This is a genomic window from Kitasatospora sp. NPDC058444 (assembly GCF_042721415.1).
In the GTDB taxonomy this organism is placed as follows: Bacteria; Actinomycetota; Actinomycetes; order Streptomycetales; family Streptomycetaceae; genus Kitasatospora.
Genome location: NZ_JBHXLL010000013.1, coordinates 47,588 through 65,446 on the forward strand (window position 1 = coordinate 47,588; position 17,859 = coordinate 65,446).

Annotated in this window: 9 protein-coding genes; all 9 read right to left on the bottom strand. The window is 75.4% G+C overall.

All coding sequences use genetic code 11. The annotated features are described in order from the left end of the window. Positions 1-7 precede the first annotated feature (7 nt). The 9 genes from ACFWP2_RS16235 to ACFWP2_RS16275 all read right to left on the bottom strand — a co-directional run bounded on the left by ACFWP2_RS16235 (position 8) and on the right by ACFWP2_RS16275 (position 17,446). Positions 8-4,459, bottom strand: a complete 4,452-nt coding sequence (locus ACFWP2_RS16235; RefSeq protein WP_380451522.1) for an amino acid adenylation domain-containing protein — start codon at positions 4,457-4,459, stop codon at positions 8-10. A 32-nt stretch (positions 4,460-4,491) separates the two neighbouring features. Beyond that, positions 4,492-9,303, bottom strand: coding sequence for an amino acid adenylation domain-containing protein (locus ACFWP2_RS16240; RefSeq protein ID WP_380451524.1), 4,812 nt, complete (start codon positions 9,301-9,303; stop codon positions 4,492-4,494). Between the two features lie 153 nt (positions 9,304-9,456). Beyond that, the gene (locus ACFWP2_RS16245) at positions 9,457-10,704 is read right to left on the bottom strand and encodes a glutamate synthase-related protein (RefSeq protein WP_380451715.1); all 1,248 of its coding nucleotides are present in this window, start codon (positions 10,702-10,704) and stop codon (positions 9,457-9,459) included. A gap of 47 nt (positions 10,705-10,751) precedes the next feature. Continuing rightward, positions 10,752-11,744, bottom strand: a complete 993-nt coding sequence (locus ACFWP2_RS16250) for an asparagine synthetase A (protein ID WP_380451526.1) — start codon at positions 11,742-11,744, stop codon at positions 10,752-10,754. Positions 11,745-11,841: 97 nt separating this feature from the next. Then, positions 11,842-13,200: a methylaspartate mutase gene (locus ACFWP2_RS16255; RefSeq protein WP_380451528.1), complete on the bottom strand. Its 1,359-nt coding sequence runs from the start codon at positions 13,198-13,200 to the stop codon at positions 11,842-11,844. Next, positions 13,197-13,640 carry a cobalamin B12-binding domain-containing protein gene (locus tag ACFWP2_RS16260; RefSeq protein WP_380451530.1) on the bottom strand — a complete coding sequence of 148 codons (444 nt, stop codon included), beginning with the start codon at positions 13,638-13,640 and terminating at the stop codon, positions 13,197-13,199. Before ACFWP2_RS16260 ends, ACFWP2_RS16255 begins: the two co-directional genes overlap by 4 nt. A 225-nt stretch (positions 13,641-13,865) precedes the next feature. Continuing rightward, the gene (locus tag ACFWP2_RS16265; protein ID WP_380451532.1) at positions 13,866-15,140 is read right to left on the bottom strand and encodes a helix-turn-helix domain-containing protein; all 1,275 of its coding nucleotides are present in this window, start codon (positions 15,138-15,140) and stop codon (positions 13,866-13,868) included. Between the two features lie 356 nt (positions 15,141-15,496). Next, entirely contained in the window at positions 15,497-15,931 is a 435-nt protein-coding gene (locus tag ACFWP2_RS16270; protein ID WP_380451534.1) for a hypothetical protein, read from the bottom strand. 159 nt (positions 15,932-16,090) lie between these two features. After that, the gene (locus tag ACFWP2_RS16275) at positions 16,091-17,446 is read right to left on the bottom strand and encodes a hypothetical protein (protein ID WP_380451536.1); all 1,356 of its coding nucleotides are present in this window, start codon (positions 17,444-17,446) and stop codon (positions 16,091-16,093) included. Positions 17,447-17,859: the final 413 nt, after the last annotated feature.

Below are 17,859 nucleotides of genomic sequence, written 5' to 3' on the forward strand. Positions count from 1 at the left end.
CGGGTCCTCAGAGGTCTCGGGCGGCGGCGGCCATGGTGTGCAGGGCGGTGGCGTAGGTGTCGATGAACTGCTCGGCGGTGCTGTCGGCGACCAGCGAGCGCTGGTGGTCCACGGCGAGCAGCACCCGCTGCGTGACCGGGTCCTGGATCAGCGAGGCGCCGAAGGCGAAGCTGTTGGGTTCGTGGCGCAGGGTCGGCTCGGTGCCGATCCGGCCGTCCACGATCCGGGCCGAGCTGAGCCGGCCGAGGGCGTGGAAGCGCAGGTAGCCGAACTGGCTGTCCAGCGCGGTGTCGGTCATCAGCCGGGCGAGGCGGGCGAAGGGCACCCGGCGGTGCGGCATCATGTCCAGCTCCTCCCGGTGGACCTCGCGGGCCAGGGCGAGCAGGTCGCCGGTGGGCTCGCAGCTCAGCGGGACGGTGTTGAGGAACAGTCCGTACACCTCGGTGCCGCCGAGCCGTTCCAGCCGGCCGTTGACGGCCAGGCCGGTGGTGACGCGCGGCTTCCCGGTGGCGGCGGCGAGGGCGTGCAGGTGGGCGGCGAGGGCGACCGACTTGACCGGCACCCCGAGCGCTTCGGCGACCGTCCGCAGCTGTTCCGGCGCCTCGGGCAGGACCCGCTCGACGGTGCGCGGCGCCTCGTGCACGGACTCGCTGCCGGGGAACAGCTGGCCGCTGGCGCCGGTCAGCCGCTCGCGCCAGTAGGCGAGCGACCGCTCGTCCCCGGCGGCCTGCCGTTCGACGGCCACGAAGTCGCGGAAGGCGGTGCGCGGCGGCGGGACAGGCGCGCTCAGCGGGTCGGCGGCGAGGGCGCCGTGGCGCTCCAGGATCTCGGTGAGCAGCGAGGTGAAGCTCCAGCCGTCGAGGATCGCGTGGTGCTCGGAGACGGTGAGCTGGAAGGCGTCCTCGGCCAGGCGCTGCACGGTGATCCGGAACAGCGGCGGGGCGGTGAGGTCGAAGGGCGTCCACCGGTGGGTGTCGAACACCTCGCGGATCGCGGTGTCCTGGTCCGCCTCCGCCGTGCCGCGCAGGTCGGCGAACTCGACGGGGGCGGGCAGCCGGCCGTGGACGAGTTGCAGCGGTTCGCCGTACCCGGACAGGTCGAGGCCGGTGCGCAGCACGGCGTGGCGGTCCATGGCCTCGGCGACGGAGCGGCGGAAGGCCTGTTCGTCGAGGTCGCCGGCGATCCGGTAGGAGTTGACGTTGTGGTAGCTGTCGGTGCCGCCGGCGATCTCCATGTGGAAGACCATGGAGAGCTGCATGGAGACCATCGGGTAGGCGTCGACGAGGCCGGGCGGCAGGTCGGCGCGGTCCTCCGGGGTGATCAGGGCGAACGGCTCGTGCGCGTCCCGGCCCTCGGTGACGGGCTTCGCCAGCGGCAGCAGGGCGGCGACGGTGGGGGCGTCGAAGACGTCGCGCAGGCTCACCCCCCAGCCGCGCTCGTGCAGCGCGCCGGCCAGCTGGACGGCCCGGATGGAGTCGCCGCCGAGGTGGAAGAAGTCGTCGTGGACGCCGATGCCGTCCACCCCGAGGACCTCCGTCCAGACGGCGGCGAAGGCCTCCTCCTCCGGGGTGCGCGGCTCGACGTGCCGGCCGCCGGTGGCGGCGCTGCGCTGCCCGGGGGCGGGCAGGGCGGCCCGGTCCACCTTGCCGTTGACGGTGAGCGGCAGCGACTCCAGCACGGTGTAGCTGGCCGGGACCATGTAGGGGGGCAGCGAGCGGCCGAGGAAGGCGCGGACGTCGGCGGGCTCGCGCCCGGTCACGTAGGCGGCGAGGCGGTCCTCGTGGACGGTGACGACGCAGGCGTCCACGTCCGGGTGGGCGGCGAGCGCGTTCTCGATCTCGCCGAGCTCGATCCGGAAGCCGCGCAGCTTGACCTGGAAGTCGGCGCGCCCGATGTACTCCAGCCCGCCGTCGGGCAGCCGCCGGGCGACGTCGCCGGTGCGGTAGAGCCGGGCCCCGGGCGGGCCGTACGGGTCGGCGACGAAGCGGCCGGCGGTGAGGCCGGGGCGGCCCCAGTAGCCGTGGGCGAGGCTGCCGCCGCCGATGTACAGCTCGCCGGCCGCGCCGGGCGGCACCGGCCGCAGCCAGTCGTCCAGGACCTGGGCGCTCAGGTGCGGCATCGGCGTGCCGATCAGGCTGCGCCCGAAGCCCGCGCTGCCGGCCAGGTCGTGGGTGGTGACGTGGACGGTGGTCTCGGTGATGCCGTACAGGTTGCACAGCCGGGCCGGGGGCGGCGGGTCGAGTTCGAACCAGCGCTGGACGACGGCCGGGTCCAGCGCCTCCCCGCCGAGCATGATCCACTTCAACGCGGGCAGGGCGCGCGGGCTGCGGCGCAGCACCGGCTCCAGCTGGCGCAGCGCCGAGGGGGTGAGGCAGAGGCAGGAGACGCGCTCCTCCTCCAGCAGCTGGGCGAACTCCTCCGGCGAGCGGCTGGTCACGTACGGGACGACGACCAGCCGGGCGCCGTGCAGCAGGGCGCCCCACATCTCCCAGACCGTCCAGTCGAAGGCGTAGCTGTGGAAGAGCGTCCAGGTCTCCTCCGGGCCGAAGCCGAAGTGCCGCTCGCCGTCCGCCATCAGCCGGCTGACGTGCTCGTGGGCGACGGCGACGCCCTTGGGGCGGCCGGTGGAGCCGGAGGTGAAGATGACGTAGGCGACGTCGCCGGGGCGTCCGGCGGCCGGCGGGCGGGTGTCGGGGCGGGCGGCCAGGTCGGCGGCCTCGGCGGTCAGGTCGTAGGCCCGCCAGGGGCCCTCGGGCACCCGGTCCGGGCGGTCGGTGACGACCAGGGTGACGTCGGTGTCGCCGAAGACCAGGGCGGCGCGGTCGACGGGGGCGGCCAGGTCGACGGGCACGTAGGCGGCGCCGGTCTTGAGCACGCCGAGGACGGTGACCAGGACGTCGGCGGTGCGCTCCAGCAGCATGCCGACGCGGTCGCCGGGGCCGGCGCCGCGGGCGCGCAGGGCGTGCGCGAGGCGGTTGGCCCGGCGGTCCAGATCGGCGTAGCTCAGGGTGCGGTCGGGGTCGCTGACGGCGGGGCGGTCGGGGTGGGCGTCGGCGGCCCGCTCGAACAGGTGGTGCAGGCAGTGGCCGGGGGTGTCGGTGGCCGCGGCCCCGTCCTCCGGGCGGGTGGTCAGCCGCAGCACGGTGGCGTCGGGGTCGTCCAGGGCCGCGGTGAGCAGGGCGTCGTACTCGGCGGCCAGCCGGCGGACGCTCTCCGGGTCGAACAGCTCGCTGCGGTACTCGGCCTCGCCGCGCAGCTCACCGCCGGCGTCCCCGGCGTCGAAGACGGACCAGGTGAGGTCGAACTTGCTGGTGCCGTTGGAACGCACCCGGCTGTGGGCGGTGGCCGCCGGGCCGAGCGCCAGCGGGGTGCGGTCCTCGGTGTGGGCGCCGAACACCACCTGGACCAGCGGCGGGTGCTGGGCGCTGCGGGCGGCGCCCAGCTGGTCCACGATCTGGTCGAAGGGCAGGTCGAGGTAGCCGTAGGCGTCGAAGGCGACGTCCTGGACGTGCTCCAGCAGGTCCCGGAAGCTCAGCGCGGGGGCGAGCCGCAGGCGCAGCGGCAGCAGGTTGACGAAGTAGCCGAGCAGGTGCTCCAGTTCGGGCCGGTCGCGGGTGGTGACCGGGGTGCCGACCACCAGGTCGTCGGCGCCGGTCCAGCGGTTCAGCAGCAGGGCGAAGGCGGCCAGCTGGACGGTGAACGGGGTGACGCCCTCGGTCTCGGCCAGGGCGCGGACCCGCGCCGCCGTCCCGGGGGCGAGGCCGAACTCCTCGGTGCGGCCGGCCGCGCCGCGCTCGGCGGGGCGGGGCCGGTCGGTGGGCAGCTCCAGCAGCGCGGGGGCGCCGTCCAACTGCTGCTTCCAGTAGGTCAGGTGCTCCTCGAAGGAGGTGCCGAGCCACTCCTCCGCGCAGTCGGCGTACTGCACGGTCAGCTCCGGCAGGTCGGCCTCCCGGCCGCGCACCGCCGCGCCGTACAGCTCGGCCAGCTCACGCTCGAAGACCTCGGCGGACCAGCCGTCCCAGACGATGTGGTGGACGGTGAACAGCACCGTGGTGCGCTCGTCCCCGAGCCGGAAGGCCTCGGCGCGCAGCAGCGGGCCGGCCGCCAGGTCGAAGGGCTCGGCGCAGCGGGCGGTGAGCAGTTCCTCCAGGCGCTCGGCCTGCCCGGGGCCGCTCAGCGGGCGCAGGTCGGTCACCGCGAGCGGCACCGCGAGGTGGTGGTGCACCTGCTGGCGGGGGCCGTCGGGGTGCAGCGCGAAGGTGGTGCGCAGCGTCTCGTGGCGGTCCGTCACGGTGTCCAGCGCGCGCTGGAGCAGGGGGAGGTCGAGCGGGCCGGTGACGTCGAGGGTCCAGGGCGTGCAGTAGGTGACGGCGCTCGGGTCGAGGCGGTCGAGGAACCAGAGGCCGCGTTGCAGCCCCGAGACGGGCGCGGTGCGCGCCGGGCGGTCGGACGGGCTCACGGCCTCGTTCCCTTCGTGTGCGGCACGGCCCGTCATCGGGCGGCCAGCCGTTCGGCGATGGCGCTCACGGTCCGGGCCCGGAACACCAGTTGCGGGGGGACGCGGCTGCCGGTCTCCCGGGAGAGCCGCATCGCGACCCGGACGGCGGCCAGCGAGTTGCCGCCGATCCGGAAGAAGTTGTCCTCGCGGCCGACCTCGGCGAGGTCGAGCACCTCGCGCATCGCGTCGGCGACCAGGCGTTCGGCCTCGGTCAGCGGGTCGGCGGCCTCGGCGGCCTCGGTGGCGCCGGTGGTGCCGGTGGCGCCGGTGGCCTCGGCCGCGTCGGCGCTCCGGCGTCCGGCGGGGGCGGGCAGCGCCTTGCGGTCCACCTTGCCGTTGTGGTTCAGCGGCAGCGCGTCCAGGACGTCGAGGGTGGCGGGCACCATGTGCTCGGGCAGCAGGGCGGCCAGGTGGTCCAGCAGCGCGTCCGGGTCGGGGGCGCCGGCGGCGACGGTGACGTAGGCGGCGAGCCGGCGGTCGCCCGGGGCGGGCTCGTGGACGGCGACGGCGGCCTCCCGGACGGCCGGGTGGCGGGTGAGCGCGTCCTCGATCTCGCCGGGCTCGACCCGGAAGCCGCGGATCTTCACCTGGTCGTCGATCCGGCCGGTGACCTCCAGCAGGCCCTCGGCGTTGAGGTGGCCGAGGTCCCCGGTGCGGTAGAGGCGCTCGCCGGGGGCGCCGTACGGGGAGGCGACGAAGCGTTCGGCGGTGAGGCCGGGCCGGCCGAGGTACCCGTGGGCGAGGCCGCCGCCGGTGGCGTACAGCTCGCCGGTCGTGCCGGGCTCGACGGGGCGCAGCCGCTCGTCCAGGACGAGGACGCCCTTGCCGTTCAGCGCGACGCCGATCGGGACGGAGGCGCCGGCGGTGTCGGCGGGGCCGACCCGGTGGCAGGTGGTCAGGCCGAGGCTCTCCACCGGGCCGTAGCCGTTGGCGACGGCCAGGCCCGGGTAGGCCTCCAGGGCCTTGGCCACATGGGTGACGGAGGCCCGCTCGCCGGCGGTGAAGGCGAGCTTCAGGCCGTCGTACGTCTCCGGGAACTCCTCCAGCAGGAAGTTGAACAGGCTGGCGGAGAGCTGGAGTTGGGTGACTCCGTGCCGGCGGGTCAGCTCGGCGATGGTCTGCGGGTCCGGGCGCTGGCCGGGCTGGAGGACGCAGGTGCCGCCGAAGCAGAGCGCGCCGTACAGCTCCAGGGCGAAGGCGTCCCAGGAGACCGGCGAGCACTGGAGCCAGACCTCCTCGGGGCCGAAGCGGGCGTAGTCCTGGCCGAGGTAGGTGGTGGTGAGCGCGCGGTGCGGCACGGCGACGCCCTTGGGGCGGCCGGTGGAGCCGGAGGTGAACATCACGCAGGCGAGGTCGGCGCCGTCGACCGGCAGGCCGAGGTCGTGCGCCGCGTACCGGGCGATCTCGGCGGCCGAGGCGTCCAGGTCCACCTGGCGCCCGACCGGGAACGGCACGGTGGCGCCGCGGTGGGTGACCACCGTGGCGGCGCCGCTGTCGGCGACCGCTCCGGCCAGCCGCTCGGCCGGGAAGTCCGGGTCCAGCAGGGTGTAGGCGGCGCCGGTCTTGAGGGCCGCCAGCAGGGCGACGACCAGCTCCGGCCCGCGCTCGGTCAGCACGGCGACGGTGTCCCCGCGCCCGATGCCGAGGCCCGTCAGGTGGCGGGCGAGCCGGTTCGCGGCGGCGTTCAACTCGCCGTAGCCGACGCTCCGTTCGCCGGAGATCAGGGCGACGGCCCACGGGTCGCGGGCGGCCCGCGCCTCGAACAGCGCGTGCACCGGCACCTCGACGGCGGCGGCCAGGGTGCCCAGCCACTCCTCGCACAGGCCGGCCATGGTGTCCGGCGCGAAGAGGTCGCTGTCGTACTCGAAGCGGCCGGTGAAGCCGGTGCCCAGGTCGTCCACCGAGACGGACAGGTCGAAGCGGGAGACCGGGTTGGAGTGCAGGGCCCGGGTGACGTCGTGCCCGCCGAGCGTGAACGGCCGGGGGTCCAGCGGGTGCAGCTCCAGCAGCACCTGGCAGAGCGGGTTGCGGTCCTCGGGGCGCTCGTCGAGCACGGCGGCCGCGATGTCGTCGAAGGGCACCTCCTGGTGCCGGTAGCCGCCGATCGACACCTCGCGCACGTGCCGGACCAGTTCGCGGAAGGAGGCGCCCTCCTCCAGCTTCAGCCGCAGCGGCAGCAGGTTGACGAAGTAGCCGATCAGGCCGTCGAGTTCGGACCGGCCGCGGACGTTCACCGGCGAGCCGAGCACCAGGTCGCGCTGCCCGGAGCGGCGGTGCAGGGTGAGCGCCAGCCCGGCCAGCAGCACCATGAACGGGGTGGCGTCCTCGCTGCGGGCGAGCGCCCGGACGGCCTCGGCCACCGGGTCGGGCATGGCGAAGCGGTGGAAGGCGCCGCGGAAGGCCTGCTCCGCGGGCCGGGGCCGGTCCGGGGCCAGCGCCGACTCGGTCGGGGCGTCGAGCAACTGCGCGCGCCAGTAGTCCAGTTGACGCTCGGCGGTGTCGTCCTGGTACTGCCAGGCGGCGTAGTCGCCGTACTGGACGGCGAGTTCCGGCAGCTCGGCCGGACGGCCCTCGGCCGACGCGGCGTACAGCTCGCCGAGTTCGGCCTCCAGGACGGGCAGCGAGCCCTCGTCCCAGACGATGTGGTGCAGGAGCAGCAGCAGGGTGGTCACCCCGCCGGCCCGGAAGACCCGGGCCCGCACCAGCGGCCCCCGCTCCAGGTCGAAGGGCTCCAGCGCGGCCTCCGCGACCAGGGCGTCCACCTGCTCGGCGGTGGTCTCGGTGAGCGTGAACGGCAGCTCCACGGACGGGTGGACGACCTGGCGCGGGCCGTCCTCGGCGAGCTCGAAGGTCGTCCGCAGGCTCTCGTGCCGCGCGACCACCCCTTGCAGCGCTCCCCGCAGCAGCTCGGGGTCGACCGGACCGGAGAAGCGGAACACCCAGGGCACCACGTAGGTCGGCGCGTCCGGGTTCCACTGGTCGAGGAACCACAGGCCGCGCTGGAACTTGGACAGCGGGGCCTCGGTGGCGCCGGAGCGCACCGGGGCCGGGCGCGCGCCGCCGGACGCGGAGGTCACCGCGGCGGCGAACTCGGCCAGCGTCGGCGCGTCGAAGATGGTGTACGGCGAGACCATGCCGAAGACGTCGAAGACCCGGCCCACCACGCGCACGGCGGTCAGCGAATCGCCGCCCAGGTGGAAGAAGTTGTCGTCGGCGCCGACCTCCGGCACCCCGAGCACGTCCGCCCAGACCGCCGCGATCAGCTGCTCGGCGGGGGTGCGCGGCGGGCGGCCGGCCGGCCGGGCCTCCGGCGCGGTGCGCGGCTCGGGCAGCGCCGCACGGTCCACCTTGCCGCCGGCCGTCAGCGGGAAGGCGTCCAGCACGGTCAGCGTCGCCGGGACCATGTGCTCGGGCAGCCGCTCGGCCAGCCAGGCCCGGGCCTCGGCGTACTCCGGCGCGGCGCCGGTGACGTACGCGGCCAGCCGGCCCTCGTGCGCCACCACGACGCAGCCGGTGACGCCGGGGTGAGCGGCCAGCACCTGCTCGATCTCGCCGGGCTCGACCCGGAAGCCGCGGATCTTCACCTGGTGGTCGGTGCGGCCGAGGAACTCCAGCGGGCCGTCCTCGGCGGTGCGGCGCACCAGGTCCCCGGTGCGGTACATCCGGGCGCCGGCGGCCGCGCCGGCCCCGCCTGCGCCGCCAGCCCCGCCTGCACCGTCTGCCGCGTCCGCGCCGTCGGCCGCCGCGAACGGGTCGGCGACGAAGCGGCCGGCGGTGAGGCCGGGGCGGCCGAGGTAGCCGGAGGCCAACAGCGGCCCGCCGACGTACAGTTCACCGGCCTCGCCGGGCGGTACCGGCCGCAGCCGCTCGTCCAGGACGTGGAGCCGGCGCGGGCCGACCGCGCGGCCGATCGGCACCCGGCCGGCCGGCCGCTCCTCCCCGCCGGCGAGCCGGTGGGTGGTGGCGGTGACCACGGTCTCGGTCGGGCCGTAGGCGTTCAGCAGCGGCACCCCGGTCGCCGACCACCAGGCGGCGGCGGTGGCGGGCTCCAGCTTGTCGCTGCCGGAGACCATCAGCCGCAGGGTACGCGGCACCCGGCCGCCCAGGGCCGCCACCACGTCCTGGAAGTAGCCGGCCGCCAGGTTGGCGACGGTGACGCCCTCGGCGTCCAGCAGGTCCAGCAGCGCGGCCGGGGCCAGCAGCCCCTGCTCCGGCAGGACCAGGCAGGCCCCGGCGGACAGCGCGCCGAGCACCTGCTCCACGGCCACGTCCACGGTCGGGCGGGCGAACTGCAGCACCACGTCCCGCTCGGTCAGACCGAAGGTCTCGACGACGGCGGCCAGGTGGCCGGCCAGGGCGGCGAGCGGCACGTGCACGCCCTTGGGGCGGCCGGTGGTGCCCGAGGTGTAGATGACGTAGCCGGCTCCGGCGTTCCCGCCCGTCCCGTCACCGAACTCGGCGATCTCCTCGCCGTCGAGGGCGAGGCCGGCCCCGGCGTCCTCGGCGATCCAGCGGTTGCGCTCCTCGGGGGCCTCCCGGTCCAGCGGCAGGTAGGTGGCGCCGGCCCGCAGCACCGCCAGCAGCGCGACCACGTGGTCCAGCCGGTCGCGGCCGGTCACGGCGACCGTCCGGCCGGGGGCGAGCCGGGCGGCGAGGGCGGCGGTCAGGCCGTCCAGCTCCCGGTAGCTGACCGTCCGGCCGCCGGCCCGGACGGCCGGCCGCTCAGGGAAGCGGGCGACGGCGGAGGCGAACGGCGCGAAACCGGGCGCCGTGAATTCGGTGGGGAAACCGCGCGAGGACATCATCCAACCCCAGATCGTGAGAGAAATCGGCGACGAAAGCGACGATAGGGGGTATGCGAAAGCCCTATCGGCAGAATGAGCGGAAGGAAATCGGCAGTTTCGGCAGTTTCCTCATGCCGCTTCCCGAGCAGGCCAGGACTACCGGCCGGGGGTGATTCAGAAATTCCCGGGGGACCAGACGTCCGCCCGCTCCAGGGCCTCGGGGGAATATTTTCCGAGCGCGCTGATCAGCATCCGGAGTTCCAGCGCCAGGCATTCCGCGAAACGGTGCAGCCCGGATTCCCGGTCCTCCGCCACGGCGAGCAGAGCAGCCCGCCCGAGGCCCACCGCGCGGGCCCCCAGCGCCAGGCTCTTGACCGCCCGGGCACCCTCCCAGATCCGCCCGGAGACCAGCAGCGAGGGCGGCGGCGCGTCCGCCAGCCGGCGCAGGCACTCCGCGAGCGGCAGGCCGACGTGCGGCAGGAACACCCCCGGCGCCCAGCCGGTGCCGCCCTCGGCGCCGTCCACCACCACGGCGTCCGCTCCGGCCTCGTGCGCCACCCTGGCCGCCTCGGCCACGTCCCGGCCGGGGTAGAGCTTCACCCAGATCCGCACCCGCGGGTAGTTGTTGCGCATCAGCCGGATCTGCTGGCGCAGGATCTCCGCGGTGAAGGTGCCCGGGGTGGCGGCGCGCAGCACCCGGCCGTCGCCGAACAGCGGGTCCAGCCCGAAGCGGTCGCCGAGGGCGGCGGCGGCCTCCGCGTCCAGCACGGTCATCCCGCCCAGGCCCGGCTTGGCGCCCTGGCCGACCTTCAACTCGAAGGCCAGGCGCCCGGATTCGAGCAGCGGCAGGGCGGCCGGATCGCTGTGGACGAGGTTCCACACCTCGGCGTCGGCGTCCTCGGTGCTCTGCTGGACGGCCACGCCGCCGAGACCGTCCGGGAGGTCCTCGGCGTAGGCGCGCAGCCGGCCGAGCAGGGTGCGGTCGGCCGCCTCGCCGAGGCGGCCGTAGCCGTTGACCGGCACCACGTTCTCGCCGATCACCATCGGGATCCCCAGCGCCCCGGCCTGCCGGCTCAGGGCCAGCCCCAGGTCGCCGCCGGCCGCCCGGGTGGAGCCGGTCGCGGAGACGTAGACCGGCAGCGTGGAGCTGAACCCGCCGATGGCGGTGGCGAGTTCGACGTCCCGGTAGTCGGGCTCGCGGCCGAGGTCGATCAGCTTGGCGAGCCGCTGCGGCAGGAACAGCGGCGGGACGATCCGCAGGGCGTCGAGCGCGTCGTCCGCCGCCGCCTCCCCGGGCCGGCCGGCGCCGAACAGCACCCGCCCGTACTCCTCGGCGGGCGGGAACGCGGCCGCCGCCCCGGTCCGGGCCCGCCGCCGGACCTCCTCCTCCGGGAAACCGGGTGCGGTCACATCAGCGGTCACATCAGCGGTCACGCCACCCACCTCGCCGCGCTCGACGGTGAGCTCGTTCACGGTGACACCACCCCGGCGAGCTTGGGGAACGCGCTGGCCTGCCAGACGGCGTCCAGTCCGGCGACGTACCGGGTGAACCGCTCGACGCCGATGCCGAAGCCCGCGCTGGCCGGCACGCCCTCGCGCACCAGGTCCAGGTACCAGCGGTACTTCTGCGGGTTCTCTCCGGTCTCCCGCATCCGGGTGATGATCTCCGCGTAGTCGTTGGTGCGCTGGCTGCCGCTGCACAGCTCGCCGTAGCCCTCGGGCGCGAGCAGGTCGAAGTTCCGCAGCAGGCCCGGGTCCTGCGGGTGCTCGCGGTCGTAGAAGCCGCGCGAGCCCTTCGGGTAGTCGCTGACGAAGAACGGCCGGTCGCGCCGGGCCGACAGCAACGCCTCGCCCTCCCAGTCGAGTTCGGCCTCGGCACTCTGCGGGTGCCCGATGCCGCGCAGTTCGGCGACCGCCTCCGCGTGCCGGACGCGGCCGAAGGAGCCCTTCAGCAGCTCGGCGAAGGCCTGCGGGTCCCGGCCGAGTTCGGCGAACTCCTTGGGCAACTCGCGCACCGCGCTGTCGACCATGTGCACCACCAGCTCCTCGGCCAGCTGGACGGCGTCGTCCCGGCTCGCGCCGGCGATCTCCACGTCCAACTGGTGGAACTCGGCCAGGTGCCGGCTCGTCCCGGCGGTCTCCAGCGGCTCCAGCCGGACGTTCGGGGCGATGCAGAAGATCTTGTCGAAGGCGAGCAGCGAGGCCTGCTTGTACAGGATCGCGCTGGTCATCAGCTTGTAGCGGTGGCCGTAGAAGTCGATGTCCACCTGCTTGGAGCCGCGGGCGCCGGGGTCGGTGACCGGGCCGATGATCGGCGGCAGCAGCTCGGTGAAGCCCCGGCCGCACAGGAACTCGCGGGCGGCGGTGAGCAGTTGCTGCTGGATCCGCAGGGCGCTGCGGGTGGTCGGAGCGGTCAGGTGCCGGCCCGGATCGACCGGGGGCGGGAGCGTGGTGTCGGGCATGGTCGGGATCCTCTTCTCTGGGGTGGTCGGTGGAGCTCCGGGCGGGCGGGAGTGCCTCGGCCCGGCGGGCGGCTCAGCGGGCGGCCCGGCGGGCGGCTCAGCGCGCGACGGGCAGGCCCCGCGCGGCGGACGCGGAGGCGGCGGCGGCCGCGTACTCGGCCCGGCCGTCGTAGCCGCGCTGGACGTGGGAGAGGGCGGCCAGCAGCCCGGCCGAGCCGAGGATCGGCGCGCGGCCCCGCTCGGCGAGCCCCGCGATCGGCATCGAGCCGACGGCGGACCAGTGCAGCCTCCCGTCCGGGCCCAGCGAGGAGGCCGTCCGCCCGGCGTTGTCGGGGTGCAGGCAGTACGGCACGTCCAGGTAGCCGGCCGCGAACGCCCGTACCAGGGCCCGCCCGAGGTCGGCGTCCAGGTCGAGCACCGCGCCGATCAGCGCCCTGGCCTCGGCCTCGATCCCGGTGTCCGGCGCCGGCGCGACGGCGGTCCCCGGGTGCACCGTCGGACTCGTGTCCTCGGCGCCCCGCAGCCGGACGCGCTCCGCCGCGGCGGCCGCGGCGGCCGTCTCCAGCGCCCGGACGTTCTCGGCGACGGTCGGGATGCGGTGTGCCTCGGCCGTGGTCTTGACGATCAGCCGGGCCGCGCCGCCGCGCACCGCGAGCCGTGCCGCGTCCTCCAGCAGCAGCCGGGCGCCGCCGGGCGAGCGCGGGTAGACGCCCATGTACGCGTACACCACGAGGTGCCGGTCGACGTCCGGGAGCAGCTCCCCGGCGATCCGGCCGAGCGCGCCCAGCGCCTCCTCGTCCTGGCGGGCGTTGGCCTGCTGGGCGTAGCTGAGCGAGATGCTGCGCAGCCCGTGCTGGCGGAAGAACAGCGCCTCCAGCACGCTGATGGCGATCAGCAGTGAGGGCGGGCAGAGCTGCCCCATCATGCAGCCGCCGAAGGTCTCCAGGTGCGGTTCGGCGCCGAACTCCCGGACCGAGGCCAGGAGTTCGCAGCTGTGCCGCCAACGCGCCACCGCCTCGTGCAGCGGGGTGCGGCCGTACGGCAGGCAGTAGGAGACCGGTCCGCCCTCGGTGGCGTCCAGGCCGGCCGCCAGCAGTGCCCGGAAGATCCGCTCCGGCGCGGCCGAGCCGTGCCGGACCTGCACCGGGAAGCCCGCGTCCGCCACCCCGCGCAGCACCGCCCGGGTCACCTCGACCGGGTGGGTGGCGATCGGGTAGCCGTTGAGGCCCGCTCCGGCGGCCAGGGCGCGGCGCGCGGCCGCGAGGTCGCCGGTGCGGGTGTAGCTGTCCAGGGTGATGGTGCCGACGGTGACGGCGGCCGCGCCGCGGGTGGCGAGCAGACCCTCCCGCATCACGGCGGCCTCCGCCATGCCCATCCGGGGCTGGACCACCAGGGCGCCGGCCTCGGCGGCCTGGGCCACGAACGCGCCGAAGCCCGCCCGGGCGGCACCGGTCACAGCAGGACCTCGGAGCGCAGTCCGGCGACGAAGTCGCGGAACGCGGCCACCGCGGCGCCCTCCTCGAAGACCGCGTCGAAGCCGGCCGCCAGCAGCGTCCGCTCGCGGTCGGGGTCGTCGGCCCCGGCGATGCCGAGCTTGCCGCCGATGACGGTCGGGGTGCGCCGCAGTTCCGGGCAGGCGCGGAGGGCCTCGATCACCCGCAGGCCCTCCTGGTGGCCGTGCCCGTTGACGCTGCTGATCACGATCAGGTCCGGTTCGATCCGGCGGCATTCGGAGAGCAGCAGCGTGTCCGGGACGCACGCGCCCAGATTCGTCACCCGGTGGCCCATCTCCTCCAGCAGGAACTGGAGGAAGACCAGGTTCCAGGTGTGGGAATCCGAGGCCGTCGTCGTCACGACGACGTCCAGACCGTTCTGTTCGGCATTTCCGTGCTCCACAACTCAGCCCTCATCGGTAGAGATCCTCGATGGGCTTCCGGCGCGTTTTCGCGGCGGTCCGGCCCCACGGAGAACGCTAGGAACGATCGGGCCCGGCAAGCGGCAGCTCCTGCGGCATTAAGCGGCAGAATCGGCGGCGGTTCGACGGTCGTGGTCGGCGCGCGACGGCCGGCTCCCGAAGGCCGGCCTCGCTGCGACCGGCCTTCGGCGAGCAGCCTTCGGCGGTCAGCCCGCGACGGCCAGCAGCGGGCCGTCCCCGGCCGGCCCGAGCCGGAGCCCGGGCTCCTCCCGGACGAGGCGCCGGCACAGGTTGAGCACCGTGAAGCGCACGCCGTCCCGGGCGGGCACGCTGCGGATCAGCCCGCGCGACAGCAGTTCGTGCACCGTGGCCAGGCAGGTCTGCAACGTCCAGCCGCTGCGGACCACCGCGTCCTCCCCCGACCAGTCCCCCGGCTCGTCCACGAGCACCTCCAGCAGGGCCCGCTGACGCTCCGTCAGGCGCCGGATCGACGGTTCCACCTCGTCCCGCAGGTCACCGCGCGCACCGAACACCACGGGCGGCGCCGCCAGCGTGAACGGGACGGCCGCCAGCCCGGCCACCAGCTGGGCGGTGGACTGCACCAGCGCCCACCCCGCCGCCCGCTCCAGCGCCCCGGGCAGGCCGTCCAGGCGGCGGCAGAGCTCCGCGACGGCGGGCGCCTCGGAGCGCTCCAGGGTGTAGCCGGGGCGCAGCCGGCACAGGTGCGAGAGCAGCAGCCGGACGGCCCCGACCTGGGCCAGCGCCTCCGGTTCGGCGTCGAGCTCGGGGGCCGGGACGGGCAGCGGCGCGAGCGGGATGACCTGCCCCCCGGGCAGCGGCCGGGCCTCCCGGGCGGTGATCAGCACCCGCAGCCCGGGGCAGTGGTGGAACAGCCCGTCCAGCTGCCCGGCGTCCACCCCGCCGTCGGCGCCGTCCAGCACCAGCAGGGCGGGCCGGTCGCCGATGTCCCGGACGAGGTCGTCCAGCGGTGCGCGCCAGGGGTGCGGGCCGCCGCCGCAGTCCACCCAGCGCACCGACCACCGGACGGCCAGGTGCAGCCGGCGGGCGACCTCCAGGGCGAGCCGGGTCTTGCCCACCCCGCCGAGGCCCACCAGCGAGACCAGCCGGTCCCCGTGCACGGCGAAGGCGTCGGCCAGCACGTCGGCCTCCATCTCCCGGCCGACGATCGCGCCGCGCGCCACCGGCGGGGCGGCCGGCTCGGCCACCGGCTCGTCGGCGAGCGGGTGGCGGCGGGCGGCGTCCTCGAAGTCCGTCCGGCTGCGGCCCTCCAGCCGCAGCGCGTCCGCCAGCAGCCGGACGGTCTCGTTGCGGGGCCGGCGCACCCGGCCGCTCTCCATGTCCCGGATCGCCCGCACGCTCAGGGTCGCGTGATCGGCCAGGCACTGCTGGGTCAACCCGACCCGCTCGCGCCGTAGCCGCAGCAGCTCGCCGAAGCCCGCCGCCGTTCTCACCGCTTGCACCGACTGCCCGCCGTCCATGCCTCGTCTGCCCTTCGTGGTCCGGACTCCTCCTGGGGTCGGGACCGGTGGCGGCCGCAGCGCGGGGTCCCGTACGGCCCGTGGTCCGGCCGTACGGGACCCGGTGATCAGGCTGTGGCCTCCGACCGGCTCCCTCCGGTTCCCGATGGTCCTGGCTCGGCGTCTACGCCCGATCAACGGCCGATCACCGGCCCCACCCACGACCTTCACCCAGGCCTCACAGCCGGTCGGGGGCCGCGACGGCGCCGACCCGCGCGAGGAACACGCGGCGGCCCGGATCCCGGACGGGTGCCGGGGTCCGGGCCGCTCGCGCTGTCAGCGACGGGCGTCCGCGGAGGTCACTCGGCCGCCTGCTTGAGGCCGCTGTGGCACAGACCCCAGATGACCAGGGCGTCGATCGCGATCAGGACGACGGCCCACGCCGGGTAGTAGGGCAGCCACAGGAAGTTGGCGATCATCCCCAGCCCGGCGACGGCGACACCGAAGATCCGGGCCCAGAGCGCGCCGCTGAAGACCGCCACGCCCGCCACCACGATCAGGACGCCGAGGATGAGGTGGATCCATCCCCAGCCCGCGCTGTTCAGCGAGTACACGTAGTTGCGGGTGACGACGACCAGGTCGTCCTTGGCGATGGCGGAGATCCCCTCGAAGACCGCCATGAGACCGCCGGTGATCAGCATGACCCCTGCGAAGATGGTCCACCCGGACGCGTGCGGGTACCGCTGGGGCTGGGGGATCTGACTGCTGCCGACTCCACTGACGCTGCTCGTCATGACAGTGACTCCTTCGATGGCAACCGCCTCGCGGAACCGCGGTGGGCGGGGGGTGGAACAGAAGTCCTACGTTCACGGTAGAGCCGGATCCCCGTCCTGTCGTGGCGTCGTCCCGGCCGCGGCCGCGGCCGCGGCCCGTACGGCCCCGGTCAAGCCCGGTCAGCCCTCCTGCCGCGGGTCCTCGCCGCCGCCCGCGCCGGAAGCGCCGCCCGAACCGGGCGCGCCGCCCACGCCCGAAGCACCACCCATGCCGGTTGCACCGCCCGGACCGGAAGCACCGCCCGGACCGGAAGCACCACCCGGCCCGGTTGCGCCACCCGGCCCGGCCGCGCCGGCGCCGCCGGGCCCGCCGACCCGCCCGGACGCGGCGAGCAGCGCCAGGACGGCGAGGACCGCGAGGAGCACCAGGACGAGCAGCAGCACGGTCAGCACCGTCGGGTGGTTCCAGAGCGCGAACACCAGGGCCACGATCAGCAGCGCCGCGAGGACGAGCCAGCGGCGGTGGGCGTCGGTCCAGCTACCGGCCCGCCCGGTGTGCACGCCGTGCGCGTCGCCCCAGCGGGCGACCGAGTCCGCGGCGTGGTCGGCCCCGCCGCGCACGGCGCGCGGCAGCCGTCCCGCCCCGGAGAGGTAGGCGCCGAGCGCGATCACGATGCCCAGGACGATCGCGGTGCGCAGGCTGACCCGCAGGAACCTCAGCAGCGTGTCGAAGACCGCGGCCGCGGCGGACGGGGACTGCACGGCGGGCGGCAGGTGGTCGAGGTAGTAGTGCCGGGCGATCACCAGGGCGATCGCCACCACCAGGCTGGCCCCGGCCGCTCCCAGCGCCGTGGACACCAGGGCCCGGCGCCGGCGCCGGGCCAGCAGCACGCCGACCAGGCCGAGCAGCACGGTGATCACCGGCAGCCAGTTGCCCACCACGTCCAGCGCGTGCGCGGCGCCGCGGACCTTGGCGAGTTTGTCGGACTGGAACAGCACCAGCTGCTTGTTCACGTCCGGGATCTTCTCGGCCGGTGTCAGCCCCGCGGCCACCAGCTCCTGCTTCAGCTGGTCCACGGCCTTCCCGACGTCGAGGGTGACGGTGCCGTCGTTGACGCCGACCGCACCGCGGCCGTGTCCGGTCAGGGCCTGGACCACGGCCGTGTGGGCGGCGCGGTTCGCCTGCGTCCAGACGGTGTCGAAGGCGTCGCTCTGCACGACCTTGGTGGCCGCCTTGGTGACCACCTGGTCCACCGCGTCGTCGATCTTGGGACCCAGCGACTTGACGGCGGACGCGGCCCGGGGCGGCAGGCCCTGCGACTGGAGCCAGGCGGCCAGGTCGGAGGCGACCTCCGGGCCGTCCACCTTCACGTCCACCGCCTGGGTGATCCGCTTGACCGCCGCGTCCTGGACCGCCGGGTTCGTGGCCAGCGGCGCGACCGTGGAGACGTACCGGTCGGTGTCCAGCGCGATGTCGTGCACCCAGACGGTGAGCAGCGAGACCGGCACCAGGATGCAGGTCAGGGTGATCAGCACGGCCGAGACGGTGCTCCGGACGATCCGGCCCACCCGGGAGGAGTGCCGGGGCCCGGCGGGGGCGCCCCGGTTCGCCGTACCGCCCGGCGGGGGCTCGGACGGCTGGGGTTGGCTCGGCCCGTTCAACGGCCCTCCCGGCGTTCGCTGCGCGGCCGTGGCGCCGCTGGACTCCATTCACGCCGCACGGGCCCTCGTCCGGCACGCCGGGCTGGGCCGCCCGGTGGAACGCGCCCCGGCGCCCGGCCCGTACACCGGTCCCGTACGCCCGGTCCGTACGCCCGGTCCCGCGTGCGCCCGGCGGCGGGCCGTCGCCTCACCCCGGGCAGGTGATCCGCGGGCACGGCGGGGCCCCTACGGTCGAAGCTGCACCGGCCCGCCGGGCCGGGTGAGGGACTCCACCGGAAGGAGCACCG